Origin of the sequence: Aliiglaciecola sp. LCG003, assembly GCF_030316135.1 — a bacterium.
GTDB lineage: Bacteria > Pseudomonadota > Gammaproteobacteria > Enterobacterales > Alteromonadaceae > Aliiglaciecola.
Window position 1 is genome coordinate 2,981,143 of sequence record NZ_CP128185.1, and the last position, 12,923, is coordinate 2,994,065.

At 43.4% G+C, this 12,923-nt stretch carries 13 protein-coding genes; 2 read left to right on the forward strand and 11 right to left on the reverse strand.

What is annotated here, in order from left to right:
* Position 1 precedes the first annotated feature (1 nt).
* Positions 2–2,032 (forward strand): transglutaminase TgpA family protein, encoded by a 2,031-nt coding sequence (locus QR722_RS12920; RefSeq protein ID WP_286283282.1) that lies wholly within the window; start codon positions 2–4, stop codon positions 2,030–2,032.
* A 32-nt stretch (positions 2,033–2,064) separates the two neighbouring features.
* On the opposite strand, the gene rlmM is transcribed toward QR722_RS12920, so the two are convergent.
* The 4 genes from rlmM to QR722_RS12940 are packed head-to-tail and all read right to left on the reverse strand — an operon-like array spanning position 2,065 to position 4,999.
* A complete protein-coding gene (rlmM, locus tag QR722_RS12925) occupies positions 2,065–3,135 on the reverse strand; it encodes a 23S rRNA (cytidine(2498)-2'-O)-methyltransferase RlmM (protein ID WP_286283283.1) in 1,071 nt (356 codons plus the stop codon).
* On the reverse strand, positions 3,125–3,496 hold the full coding sequence (locus QR722_RS12930) for a DUF423 domain-containing protein (RefSeq protein WP_286283284.1): 372 nt from the start codon (positions 3,494–3,496) through the stop codon (positions 3,125–3,127). Before QR722_RS12930 ends, rlmM begins: the two co-directional genes overlap by 11 nt.
* On the reverse strand, positions 3,493–4,110 hold the full coding sequence (locus QR722_RS12935; RefSeq protein ID WP_286283285.1) for an alpha/beta family hydrolase: 618 nt from the start codon (positions 4,108–4,110) through the stop codon (positions 3,493–3,495). Before QR722_RS12935 ends, QR722_RS12930 begins: the two co-directional genes overlap by 4 nt.
* Positions 4,094–4,999: a transcriptional regulator GcvA gene (locus QR722_RS12940; RefSeq protein WP_286283286.1), complete on the reverse strand. Its 906-nt coding sequence runs from the start codon at positions 4,997–4,999 to the stop codon at positions 4,094–4,096. Before QR722_RS12940 ends, QR722_RS12935 begins: the two co-directional genes overlap by 17 nt.
* A gap of 242 nt (positions 5,000–5,241) precedes the next feature.
* On the opposite strand from QR722_RS12940, the gene QR722_RS12945 reads away from it, so the two are divergent.
* A complete protein-coding gene (locus QR722_RS12945; protein WP_286283287.1) occupies positions 5,242–5,523 on the forward strand; it encodes a hypothetical protein in 282 nt (93 codons plus the stop codon).
* A gap of 23 nt (positions 5,524–5,546) precedes the next feature.
* Here QR722_RS12945 and kdsA read toward each other — a convergent pair whose 3' ends face one another.
* The 7 genes from kdsA to hemA form a co-directional block, all read right to left on the reverse strand.
* Positions 5,547–6,398, reverse strand: coding sequence for a 3-deoxy-8-phosphooctulonate synthase (kdsA, locus tag QR722_RS12950; protein WP_286283288.1), 852 nt, complete (start codon positions 6,396–6,398; stop codon positions 5,547–5,549).
* A gap of 109 nt (positions 6,399–6,507) precedes the next feature.
* Entirely contained in the window at positions 6,508–7,347 is an 840-nt protein-coding gene (locus QR722_RS12955; RefSeq protein WP_286283289.1) for a SirB1 family protein, read from the reverse strand.
* 60 nt (positions 7,348–7,407) lie between these two features.
* Positions 7,408–7,785, reverse strand: a complete 378-nt coding sequence (locus tag QR722_RS12960) for a SirB2 family protein (RefSeq protein WP_286283290.1) — start codon at positions 7,783–7,785, stop codon at positions 7,408–7,410.
* Positions 7,786–7,995: 210 nt separating this feature from the next.
* Positions 7,996–9,552: a DUF3369 domain-containing protein gene (locus tag QR722_RS12965; RefSeq protein ID WP_286283291.1), complete on the reverse strand. Its 1,557-nt coding sequence runs from the start codon at positions 9,550–9,552 to the stop codon at positions 7,996–7,998.
* A gap of 107 nt (positions 9,553–9,659) precedes the next feature.
* On the reverse strand, positions 9,660–10,493 hold the full coding sequence (gene prmC, locus QR722_RS12970; protein ID WP_286283293.1) for a peptide chain release factor N(5)-glutamine methyltransferase: 834 nt from the start codon (positions 10,491–10,493) through the stop codon (positions 9,660–9,662).
* 19 nt (positions 10,494–10,512) lie between these two features.
* Complete coding sequence (gene prfA / locus QR722_RS12975) at positions 10,513–11,598, reverse strand: peptide chain release factor 1 (RefSeq protein ID WP_286283295.1); 1,086 nt, start codon at positions 11,596–11,598, stop codon at positions 10,513–10,515.
* Positions 11,599–11,609: 11 nt separating this feature from the next.
* Complete coding sequence (gene hemA, locus QR722_RS12980; protein ID WP_286283296.1) at positions 11,610–12,875, reverse strand: glutamyl-tRNA reductase; 1,266 nt, start codon at positions 12,873–12,875, stop codon at positions 11,610–11,612.
* Between the last annotated feature and the right edge of the window lie 48 nt (positions 12,876–12,923).

Consider the following 12,923-nt stretch of genomic DNA (forward strand, 5'->3'; position numbering starts at 1 on the left):
TATGAGCCAGAGCCTCAACAATGTAGCTCATCTATTAATTACTGTGGTGTTTATCGCCGTGAGTTTCAGTCTAGCCGAGCCGGTAATGGGTTGGATCTTTGTTTTGGTGATATGTGCAGGTGTAATGCGCTTGGCTTTGTTTCTTGGCCTACACAAACATTCCCCATCTGTACGAACCTTAAACCTGTTAGCCCTGCTAAGTGGCATTGTACTAGCTTACTTCAGTTTTCAGCTCGGTATTTTGCTTGCCATGCTCAATTTGTTGGTCATGGCATGTGCGCTCAAACTCATGCTGTTAAAAACTGACAAAGACTATTACCAATTGGTTACTACCTGCGGATTTTTACTCGGCTGTGGCTTCATTTTTCAACAAGGCATTGGCTTTAGCTTATTATATCTGGCACTAACCTTGTTATTATTGCTATCGCTAGCATCCAACATTAGCCCAGCATTATCCTTCAAACATACAGTCAAGCGGGTGTCTATTTTAGTTGCACAATCTGTGCCTCTCACCTTGTTGATGTTTTTAGTCCTTCCCCAATTGCAACCCTTATGGCAAATGCCTTCCTCCAAGCAACATAAAACGGGCTTAGCGGAGAAGGTTACGCCGGGCGATATCGCTAAGTTATCGCAAAGTGCCGAGCTTGCCTTTCGTGTCGAATTCGATGGCGCTGTACCCGCTATACAGCAACGATATTGGCGTGCTATTGTGATGGAGTATTTTGACGGCAAAAGTTGGCAAGTTTCACCAGATAGAAGAGCAGTAAGCCGTCAATATCGAGCTTATAATCGTGAATTTAAACCACAACTGGAAGGCCAATATTTTAGTTATCAAATTATTGCTGAACCCACACACCAAAGGTGGCTATATGGGTTGGATATCGCTCAACCCGATGGACTCAGCAGTGACCGGAAAATTTGGCAAGGGCAAGACTACCAACTTGTCAGTGAAACGCCCTTGGTCAGCAGTTATCAGTACCGATTGCGGTCCTACCCTCAGGCCCCCCTAAACCAAACAATATTTAGCCTAGATAAACGTATTAACCTGCAATTGCCTGAACAGGGCAATCCCCGAACTCAACTTTGGGTCAGCGATTTGCGTAGACAATACCCTCTAGATGCAGATTTCATTCAAGCGGTGCAGCACTTTTTTGCCACACAGCCCTTTGAGTACACATTGCAGCCACCACTGATGCAAAATAGCCCTGTAGATACTTTTCTATTTGATAAGCAGCAGGGGTTTTGTTCCCATTATGCCAGTGCAATGGCCTATATTTTGCGACTCGGTGGGATCCCGGCCCGCATGGTAACAGGCTACCAAGGTGGTGAGATGCGCCAGAGTAATTTTCTGAGTGTATATCAATATGACGCCCATGCTTGGGTAGAGGCTTGGCACAGTGATCTTGGCTGGCTGAGATACGACCCCACCGCGATCATAGCGCCAAATAGGATCAATTTTGGACTGCGCGCCGCGGTGGAAAATGCCAATGAACTCATCGACTCAGCGTTTTCACTAAATCGATTTAACACTATTGGTTGGCTCAAAGAGTTAGGATTACTGTTGGGAGACATTGATTTTTTATGGAGCAAATGGGTATTGGGCTTTGACCAAAATAAACAACAAGACCTAATAAAATCCATTATTGGAGATTTAACACCGAAAAAATTAGCTTTATTCGGTCTTGGTGTGGTGGCGATTATCGCACTACTATTAGTATTGTTTTTTCTGCCCAAGTGGCGACACCCCAAAGCAGATGAGGCAATGCGCTATTATCAGCACGCTTTGACGTTGCTTGGAAACCACCATATGCATCGATTAGAAAGTGACGGCCCTAACGCTTTTGCTAAGCAAGTTGAAGCACAAGCGCCTAGAGATGTCAGTCGAGCGTTCAACAAGATCACTGACCTAATCATTCAACATCGTTATCAACCATCAACAGACAAAGGCAGGCGAGTTGCTGTGCTGCGGCTCAAACAACACTGGATTGACCTTAAAAAAGCCCTGAAACAACATAGCAAAAACAGTCGATAACCCAAGATCAATCACTGTAGTTCTACACGTGTTTATACTAGACGCAGATGCACTGTGACCTCTTCCCTATCATGATAAAGGTGTTTGGCCTGCCAACTAAAGTTACATTGGTGTTTATCCATGAGCTCTGTGACGATACTTTCCGCCTGTTTAACCGACTCGTATCGCTGTTTCATCGGTAACTTGAGGTTGAACATGGCCTCTTTGCACCAGCCCTTGATCAACCAATTAGCCATTAATTTAGCCACTTTCTGCGGTTGCTCAATCATGTCGCACACCAACCAATATACATTTTTCTTACGGGGTTCGAACTTAAATCCATCCTCGGCGAAGTACTTTACCTGGCCCGTTTCCATTAATGCTTCATCCATAGCGCCATTATCGACTGCTTGCACAAACATGCCACGCTGCACCAATTGGTAGGTCCAACCTCCCGGACAAGCGCCCAGATCAACGGCCTGCATGCCTAGGGCTAAACGTGAATCCTGTGCATTTGCCGGAATAAATAATTGGAATGCTTCATCAAGCTTCAAGGTTGAGCGACTAGGCGCAGCATTGGGAAATTTAAGACGCAAAATACCTAATGGATAAGGGCTGCTATTATTACTATAGGAATAGCCTACATAAACACTATCACCATTAGTAAAAAAAGCATGCAAACAGGGTTTTTGCTTATTTTCTTTGGCACTCAACTTGCCTTTCTTGCGCAACGATTGTCGTAAGGGAACCGTTAATTTACGACACAACTTAGATAATTCTCGCCCATCAGTCGTATCGGCATATTCGACTCTAAGGTCGCCGCACATTGGGAAATCTTCAGCTGCCAACAATATGGGACCAATCCTGTCTGTGGTATTCAAATCGACAATTTGCTCAGCACAAACAAACATTTGCCGAGCAAATATTAGAGACTGAAAAGACAATTTGCGCACTAACAGTTCAGCCTGTTCGGCTTGATGACATTGAAAGGTGATAAAACCAGAAGACTTAGTAAAGGTTGGGTAACCATAAATATCAAGCTCGGAAGCCCGCTCTAACACTTCAGTTGCCATGTCAGATTCAAATCCGGCACGACAATAAAACAAAACACGATTAGTTTTCATATTCATACGCTGCAACAAGTAGACATATCCAACCGGCGACAAAAAATAATCCGCCTAATGGTGTAATGGGCCCGACCCAGCTAATGTCCGTTAGAGCTAAGACATATAAACTACCGCTGAACAGAACAATACCCGCGGCGAGGGAGCGAGCGCCCCACAATAACCAGACATTTTTCCATTGGTGGTAAAATACCGCCATAACCAAAACCCCAATACTGTGGATCATTTGATATTGAACTGCCGTTTTAAAATATCCCAACGACTCTGGTCCAATTTGGGCTTTCAATGCATGGGCGGCAAACGCCCCCAACAGCACTGATAAGCAGGCACTTATGGCTGAAAAAGCTAATAGAAATTTCATATTAATTTGTCCATAAATTCAGCTATTAAAGCTGCGCTCGATTGAAGGTGCTCAGCTTGGGTAAAGCCGCTGGATTTTAAAGGCACAAAACTGTGATCACCGGCTGGCAAAAATTTAACATTTATCGATTGAGGAAGCGAATAACCCGCCACTCGTTCTCGGCTACCAAAGGTATCTCTTTCCCCCTGTACTATCAATATAGGTTTAGTGGCTGTCAACAAATGCGCAGTCCTATGCTTTTCAGGCTTTCCAGGAGGGTGAAAAGGATAACCAAGGCAAACGATACCCCGCACCCTGTCATCTTTCTCAAGCATGCTGGCGACTCTTCCCCCCATGGATTTTCCACCGATAAAAAGAGGTAAATTTTTGTCAACGTCAGCGATAACCTGCGTATAAGACTCCAATAGTGTCGGCATTCTGTCCGGTGGACGTCGCTTACCGGTCTCTTTAGCTTTGAGCATATACGGAAAATTAAAGCGTAGCACTTTCACTCCCCTTTCACATAGCAGCTTAGCCATAACCATCATAAAGTCACTATCTTTGTCGGCACCCGCACCGTGCGCCAGGATAAATAAGGCTTTAGGCTTGTCTGGACTATCAACGGAAATATTCATCTTGCTCTTCTTTAACCTGTTCTAATAACCAATGCCTAAATGTGGCAATTTTGCCCAACTCGGCTTGCGATTGATGACACACCAAATAGTAACTACTTTTACTGATCAAGCGCTCTTCAAAGGGACAAACTAACCTTCCGGAGATAAGCTCTGGATGAGCCAGCACGCTATTGGCTAGCGCAATCCCCTGCCCCAACGCCGCTGCCTGCAAAACCATCATGGTGTGACTAAAAATCGGGCCTTGCTCTACCTTTACTCCATTTACATGAAAATGACGGATCCAATTGCGCCAACTTTCCCGACTAGAATCATGTAGCAGACGATGATGTTTAAGATCATCCAATGTTTCCAAAGGTTTTTCACCGTCAAACAACAAGGGAGAACACACAGGAGTGAGAAACTCGGTGTGCAATTTATCAGCTTGCAACCCAGACCATTTCCCACGGCCATAGTAAATAGCCACATCCACATCATCGGCTAAAAAACCATCATCAAAGTCGATGGCTTTGATTCTAACGTCGATATCAGGATAAGCCTGGCTAAACTGATGAATTCTGGGAACCAACCATTGGATCGCAAAACTAGGTGGCATAGCGACAGTAATGGCCCCTTTGGCGCCTGATGCCAAAAGCTTAGCGGTGGCTAAGTGCAGCGACTCAAACAACTCTTTCAGGTCGAGATAATAACCCTGCCCTTGTTCTGTAAGCAGTAGCGAGCGATTTTTGCGCAAAAATAATTTAATCGATAAAAAATCTTCTAGGCTTTTAATTTGATGACTGACTGCAGCTTGAGTCACAAATAGCTCATCTGCAGCTTTAGTAAAACTGAGGTGTCTCGCGGCAGCTTCAAATGCTCTAAGTGCGTTTAACGGCGGTAATCTGCGGTTCATCAGACTCTATGACTTATCTTTACTTAGTTGTCCCTAGTTTACCCTAAAGATCCTATCAATTCATTAGTTTATCTAATACTAAAAAATAAAAAATGTCATTTTAACCCATATCAAATACAGCCTAAAATACAATCAACATTAAAAATATAAGATTAAAAACATAACCTTAACAATCTCTCATTGCTAAGGAAATATATCAAAACAGCTAATTTCAGTTTAAAAATATTAACCAAGGACTCACTATGAAAAATTTAAGATCCTCCGTTTTGGGGCTAATCCTGTTAGCAGCTTCAACCAATCCAGTTGGGGCCAGCGAGCAGAATGTGGAATCGATAGCGTTGTCTACCACCATAGACATGCTTTTAGCGCAAAATCTTCTCGAAGTACAAGACTTTGATTTTACTACTGATAACCAGAAATTGGTGCTAAGTATGCCGATTAATTCTGTTTCTTCTGATGAGAGTACACAACTTCTGAACAATCCATCACAAGAAGCGCCTACAGCAGGGATTATTGCAGAATAACCCACTGCTGTGAGGATAAATAGTTAACTAGCACTGGTGTCTAAGGCAGGAAAGGATTTTATTAATTCATCTAACGCTTTCATCTGCATTAGATAAGGTTCCAATTTATCTAATTTAAGTGCGCATGGGCCATCACACTTGGCCAGATTAGGATCTGGATGAGCTTCGATAAACAATCCGGCTAATCCCAATGCCATGCCACTTCGGGCTAATTGAGCAGCTTGGGCACGTCGTCCATCGGCCGAATCGGTTCTGCCGCCAGGTTTTTGCAACGCATGTGTTGCATCAAATATGACGGGCGCGTAACTTTTCATTTCATCCATGGCAAGCATATCGACGACTAAATTATTGTACCCATAGCAAGATCCACGTTCGCATAAAATAATTTTGTCATTACCTGCTTCCGCAAATTTATTGATGATATGGCGCATCTCATGGGCGGCCAGAAATTGTGGTTTCTTGACATTAATAATAGCACCCGTTTTAGCCATAGCCACAACCAGATCCGTTTGTCGGGCTAAGAACGCTGGTAACTGGATAACATCGACTACTTCGGCAACAGGCGCAGCCTGATAAGGTTCGTGCACGTCGGTAATTAACGGAACATTAAAAGTGCGCTTAATCTCTTCAAATATTTTAAGGCCCTCGTCCATACCCGGGCCACGATAAGAGTTTACCGAAGAGCGATTGGCTTTATCAAAGGAAGCTTTGAACACATAAGGGATATTTAACCGCTCAGTGACCTCTTTGTAGTGCTCGGCGATGCGCATGGCCAAATCACGTGATTCCAGCACATTCATGCCGCCAAACAAGGTGAAGGGTTGATCATTGCCTATCAGCATTGACCCAATAGCAATAGTTTGTTGATTACTCATTAAATAGTCCAGGAAATAGATGACGGTTTAGCAAAGGATAGTAACAAGTTAGACCACTGATTAGAACCATATAAGCGCGGGCCGCTTCACAATCTGCGCTGCAAGACTGCTAGTGTAATATCAGCCCGTGTTGATAATCCCAATGCCGCATTTGTAACTTAAGTAGTTGCGCAGCGGGGTCTTGGGGGCAATGCTTAATAAAAAACTGATAATCAGCTTTTGCCACTTGAGGACAATCTAATTGATGCAATAAAAAGCCTCTATCACGTCGCTCGTAAGGATCATTTGGGCACAAGTTAATTAGCATTTCTACCGCACCCAATGCCTTTTGATAATTTTGCTCGCGGATAAAGGATGCTTTAAGGTTGTGCAACAGGCGAATCACGATCTCTTCCACGCTAGCCGCTTGCATCACCTCGTTAGGTATAGCGTCGACATCGGTTTCGCCCACAATGCTAAAGTACAACACTTCTAATTCACTTTTACTCATGGGTTTACCGTTCAAGGGATCGATAAAAACGTCCACTTGATTGTGACTCTTAAAGCGAATTAAAAAATGCCCAGGAAAATTTATCCCTTCAACTTCAAAACCCAATTGCTTGGCTAGCGCACAAAAAATGATCCCCAAAGTAACGGGAATGCCGGTTCTATAATCGAGCACTTGATCAAGTAAACTGTACCTAGAATTGAAAAAGTCGGTCTCATCGGCACTAAACGCAAACTTTTTATAAAATACATCTATAAATTGGTCAAATCGTGATGGCTCATCACAATCATTACCAATCATCTTGCAGGCTTCTAGTGCCAACTGCTGAATTTTATCACTGTGCAACTCAACATCGCCGATGCCAGCAAATTGGCCAGCTATCACTAAGCTTGCACCGACCATATCTTGTTGACCTATCGCGCGTAGTAGGGATTCCACGGTATCCTCGGATAAAAACATCATATATCTCTGTTATCGGAATCGGGTACTACTTCTTGAAACGGATTTTGCTCAAATATGCAGTCATAGCATGAAAAGGGCGTGTTTAGTTACCGCCATTTTACCAGCCAGTGCCAAACACGCTATCGCCACACTAAATCCAATCCACTTTGAAAGGGTGCTGCGAGCAACTTTTAACACAAAGTATCCTACCCCTATATAGCCGACCACTAGAATAATCTTTTGCCATAGCCAAGGATGATTGAGTGGATTAAATGGTGCCATGAAACAAAGTGCAATAGCCGAAACGAGCAAGAATGTGTCTACTATGTGCGGGGTTATTTTCACCCATTTAGCCTGTAACAGGCTGGAGTTTCTCATCAGCCATATATATCTCAAAACAAATAACAAAATGGATAGTGCTACCGTCGTAAGATGGAAATGTTTAACTATTATGTACATGTAACGCCCTAAATTATTATTTTAAGTGGACAACTAGCGGCAACCGCTGAGCTTGGCAAGTAATAAGACCGGCAGCCTTACAACAGTGATCACTCTATCTCAGTTGTTGGCTTAAATCGAGCAAGATAATCTGCTTTCTAGTTAAGTCGCTGAGCACAGTCGAATTAAATCTATGACTTGCGCAATGACGGCTCAAGCCCTAAATATGACTTAAGGCATCACCTCATCAGGATACTTTTTTTGGATACTTTCAATCCGCTCTATATTTTCAATAAGTATATCCACCAACTTGGGATCAAAGTGCTTGCCGCTTTCGCCTTTAAACACTTTTAATACTTTGTCTAAAGGCCAAGCCTCTTTATGAAATAATTTGCTTCGTAATGCATCATACACATCAGCGATAGCAGTAATGCGGCTGAATATATGTATTTTGTCTCCCTTTAGGCCTCGCGGATATCCGCTACCATCCCAATGCTCATGATGATCTCTGGCCACCATTGCCGCAGTTTGAATAATTGGACGACGAGATCCTTTTAGCAATTGATAGCCAATCTCTGCATGGCTGCGAGCGATATTACGTTCATCATCTGATAAAGGCCCAGGTTTACGGATAATATCCATAGGGACCTTCAGCTTACCTACATCATGGAGGGGAACGGCTAACTTGAGCATTTCAATCTGACAATCAGGTAAACCATACTCTGTGGCCAAAATGTGGCACATCTCTACCATTCTTTGGATATGTTTGCCGACGCTGAAGTGTCGTTCCATCGCCTGCCCTAAGCGTTCTATTATTTCTCGCTGGGTATCTTCGATATCTTTGGTGAGCAACACATTATCAAATGCAATTTGCACATTCTGACTAAAAATTTCGAGTAGTTTTTTGTCAATTTTATTCAGTTTTCTAGGTAATCCGGACAGGTACAACAAGGAACCATTGGTACTTTTTCCTTGGCAATATGCCGCCACAAATTCGTCGCCATACACCATGGAATGATTTTTCAAGGCATCTTTACAGGCTTTGAGTCCACTGCCTTTGACCACATCCTGTAACAGCGCACCTTCTTGATTTTGGTATTCACCTTTGCCTGTAAATACATAGAATTTTTCAGGCTCTGGGCAATCAATAGGAATAGGACCCGCCACTGCTGAGGTAATGTAAGCGGCGTCCTGTGTGCCTCCTAATAAGGAAGAAAGTTGTTGGATAATGCCTTCAATAAAACTTTCTAATGAACGCAGGGTAAAAAGGTTGGCAGAGGCAGTAATGATTTTCTCTAACCCCTTGCGATTTTCTTCTATAACGGTGATGTCACGGTAAGAGCGCAAAGATGCAATAACGACGGTAAATAGTTTTTGTGCCGTCAATTCGGTTTTGGATTTATAATCATTGATGTCGTAGTTGACAATGACATCACGCTCTGGCGCCTGTCCAGGTTGGCCCGTGCGTAAAATGATGCGGGTAAAATGGTTGTCTAAATCATTACGAACATAATCAGCTACTTCCAGGCCAGCTTCGTCGGTTTCCATAACAACATCCAGCAATACCACGGCAATATCATCATGCTCCTGAAAAAGTTGTTTGGCTTCTTTTCCACTGTGGGCACTGATAAAAGTTAGCCCGCGGTCTAAAAAGACGAAATCATTTAAGGCTAATTTAGTGACAGCATGAACTTCAGGTTCATCATCAACAATCAACACCTTCCACGTGCCTCTTGGCTCTTCTATCGGTTCGTCCGTGTCCTCGGCAAAAAGAAATGTGTCTGACATTCAATGACCCTGCAATCCTATAATTTGCCTAAATTTAACATCAAGTTATCGATTAAACCACTAACACTATTGAAAAAACCGAGTTGATGTTAAATAAATAGTAAAAATCAAACTACTTTACGGGCAGCGCTAATACGAGTGACGCCATTTAGGTCCTCTGCATGGAAGATATTTTGATAACCTGAATTGAGAAATAACTTGGCAATCTCGGGGGCTTGCCCTAAGCCATGCTCTAACATAAGCCATCCTTTGGAGGATAAATAAGAGGTAGCATTTTTTACAATTTGAGTGATGTCATCTAATCCAGTGCTCCCTGAGGTTAACGCTGAAGCAGGCTCAAATCTAACATCGCCTTGAGCTAAATACGGACTGTCAGACTCAACATAAGGAGGGTTCGAAACAATTAAATCGAAGGATTGCAGGGGGATTTGCTCAAACCAGTTACTTTGTAAAAAAGTCACCTGCTCTAAGTGATTTTTAACCCCATTGGATTTTGCCAACTGCACTGCTTTAGCACTAAAATCTGCGCCTGTTATTTGCCAATCAGCTTGTTCACTGGCCAGCGACAAAGCAATTGCCCCAGTCCCTGTACCTAGGTCCAACACGCGGGCTTCGCGGGGTAAATCTAGTTGCAAGGCTTGTTCAATCAGTAATTCTGTTTCAGGGCGCGGAATTAAGGTATCAGGTGTAACATTCAACGACAAGGTCCAAAAGTCACGATATCCAATTAAATGGGCGACCGGATGACCCACTTTACGTTGTTGGACTAAATCTCGAAATTGCTTCTCTGGCGTTTCATCAATGCTTTTGTCCGGCCAAGTCATCAGTTGCGTGATGCTTAAGTTAGTGCAATGACTAAGTAATATCCGGGCATCAAGCCTAGGACTTTCGCCTAAAGCTAACTGGACTATTGCCCAGTCTAATAGTTGTTGAATTGACATTAACGAGCTCAAAGCAATTTTAATGATCCGATAGTGATGCTAGCAAATCGGCCTGATGTTCTTGTCTGATTGGCTCTAACAATGCATTTACATCGCCGGCAATAACGTCATCAAGTTTATATAAGGTTAAGTTGATGCGGTGATCTGTTACTCGTCCCTGGGGAAAGTTATAGGTCCGGATCCGCTCAGAACGATCACCACTTCCAACCAAATTACGTCGTGTGGAAGCTTCTTCGGCATTGCGTTTATCTTCTTCTATCTGATTCAGCCTAGCTTGCAATACCGACATCGCTTTAGCTCGGTTTTTATGTTGTGAACGTTCATCCTGACACTCCACCACAACCCCAGAAGGAATGTGAGTTAAACGTATAGCAGAATCAGTTTTATTGACGTGCTGACCACCGGCACCAGATGCTCTGAAGGTATCAACCCGTAAATCAGCCGGGTTAATTGAAATCGCTTCAGATTCAGGGATTTCAGGTAGTACGGCTACCGTACAAGCTGATGTATGAATCCGTCCTTGGGATTCGGTTTCAGGTACACGTTGCACCCTATGTCCACCGGATTCAAACTTCATTACTCCATAGGCGCCATCACCAATGATATTAGCCACAACTTCTTTATAACCACCATGTTCGCCTTCGTTGGCATTAACCAACTCTAGGCGCCATCCTTGGGTTTCGGCATAACGACTATACATACGGAATAAGTCGCCAGCGAAAATGGCGGCTTCATCACCACCGGCTCCTGCTCTGATTTCTAAGAAACAGTTACTTTCATCATTTGGATCTTTAGGCAAGAGTAATATTTGCAATTCAGTTTCTAAACTTTCAATACTCGACTTTGCAGCTTTATATTCCTCCTGCGCCATTTCGCGCATTTCGGCATCATCTTCTTGCATCATTTCTTGCGCGGATGAGAGATCCTGTTGAGCTTGTTGATACTGCTTAAAAGCTTTCACCACATCTTCAAGTTGCGAATATTCTTTCGATAAGGCTCTAAATTTATTTTGATCAGCAATGATTTCGGCATTGCTTAACAAAGCTTGCACTTCTTCAAATCGCTCTATTAAGGATTCTAACTTGCTGACGACTGAGTCTTTCATGGTGTTCCTGTTTAATCTTGTTGTTCAGACTGCAACCCTAAGGTGTTTTTTAGGATGGACAGTGTTTGCTCATCTTGCTCAGAGGCTGCTTGATTTAAGGCCTTTGTTGGAGCATGTAACAACGCATTAGTTAATTTGTTGGACAATTCTATCACCACTTGTTGGGGGTCTTTACCCTCTGCAAGCTGACTGAGTGCCCGTTCTTGTAGCTTTTCTTTGATCTCATAATTCTGTTGGCGGAAGGTTTTTAAGGTATCCACCGATGCTTGCGAGTTTTGCCAGTTATAAAACTCTTTTACTTGCAGTTGAATAATATTTTCAGCTTCGTCTGCAGCTTGCTGTCGATTAGCAAGATTCTGTTCAACAATATGTTGTAAATCATCCACACTATATAAATAGGCATCATCAAGTTCAGCCACTTCGCTTTCGATATCCCGCGGAACTGCTAGGTCAACAAAGAAGATAGGCTTGTGTTTGCGATCTTTCAAGGCACTTTCCACCATACCCTTACCTATGATGGGCAAGGTACTGGCGGTAGAACTGATAACAATATCCGCTTGATGCAAGATACTCGGCACCTGCGCCAACGTGACGACTTCTGCGCCTATCTGCTGAGCCAACTCCTGTGCTCGACTCAAAGTCCGGTTGGCCACGGTAATTTTCTGCACCGATTGCTCATTAAGATGCTTACCCACCAACTCTATGGTTTCGCCAGCACCAATCAATAACACATTGGTTTTAGCTAACGAGGAAAATATTTGTTTTGACAGTTGTACCGCTGCAAATGCCACTGAAACAGCATTGGCGCCGATGTCAGTGTCAGAACGGACTTTTTTGGCTACGCTAAAAATATGTTGAAACAGCCGTTCAAAATGCCCTTGGATGGCTCCGGAGTTTTTCGCACTCATATAGGCCTGTTTCACTTGGCCGAGTATCTGCGGCTCACCTAATATTAACGAGTCCAATCCACTGGCTACGCGCATTATGTGTTCAATCGCCTGACGACTTTCAAATAAATAGCTGTTGTTGGCGATATCACCAGCGGCCACACCATGAAATTGGGCCAGCCAATTAACTACATCATCCTTATTGATCCGGTCGGCGGCAACATAAAGTTCGGTACGATTACAAGTAGATAAAATCACTGACTCTTCAGCGCCCAATGACTGGCGTAGGGATGACAGCGCGCTAACGATTGATTCAGGTGCAAAGGCGACCTTCTCTCGCAGTACGACAGATGCTGTTTTGTGATTAATACCTAGCGCGATTAACGTCATTCAGAAAGGCTGAAAATGTCCAAAGTTGTTGGGAGCGGCATTGTACGC

Coding starts and splice junctions, on each gene's coding strand:
- QR722_RS12920 (WP_286283282.1), top strand. CDS start 2: ATGAGCCAGAGCCTCAACAATGTAGCTCATCTATTAATTACTGTGGTG.
- rlmM (WP_286283283.1), bottom strand. CDS start 3,135: ATGAAAACTAATCGTGTTTTGTTTTATTGTCGTGCCGGATTTGAATCT.
- QR722_RS12930 (WP_286283284.1), bottom strand. CDS start 3,496: ATGAAATTTCTATTAGCTTTTTCAGCCATAAGTGCCTGCTTATCAGTG.
- QR722_RS12935 (WP_286283285.1), bottom strand. CDS start 4,110: ATGAATATTTCCGTTGATAGTCCAGACAAGCCTAAAGCCTTATTTATC.
- QR722_RS12940 (WP_286283286.1), bottom strand. CDS start 4,999: ATGAACCGCAGATTACCGCCGTTAAACGCACTTAGAGCATTTGAAGCT.
- QR722_RS12945 (WP_286283287.1), top strand. CDS start 5,242: ATGAAAAATTTAAGATCCTCCGTTTTGGGGCTAATCCTGTTAGCAGCT.
- kdsA (WP_286283288.1), bottom strand. CDS start 6,398: ATGAGTAATCAACAAACTATTGCTATTGGGTCAATGCTGATAGGCAAT.
- QR722_RS12955 (WP_286283289.1), bottom strand. CDS start 7,347: ATGATGTTTTTATCCGAGGATACCGTGGAATCCCTACTACGCGCGATA.
- QR722_RS12960 (WP_286283290.1), bottom strand. CDS start 7,785: ATGTACATAATAGTTAAACATTTCCATCTTACGACGGTAGCACTATCC.
- QR722_RS12965 (WP_286283291.1), bottom strand. CDS start 9,552: ATGTCAGACACATTTCTTTTTGCCGAGGACACGGACGAACCGATAGAA.
- prmC (WP_286283293.1), bottom strand. CDS start 10,493: ATGTCAATTCAACAACTATTAGACTGGGCAATAGTCCAGTTAGCTTTA.
- prfA (WP_286283295.1), bottom strand. CDS start 11,598: ATGAAAGACTCAGTCGTCAGCAAGTTAGAATCCTTAATAGAGCGATTT.
- hemA (WP_286283296.1), bottom strand. CDS start 12,875: ATGACGTTAATCGCGCTAGGTATTAATCACAAAACAGCATCTGTCGTA.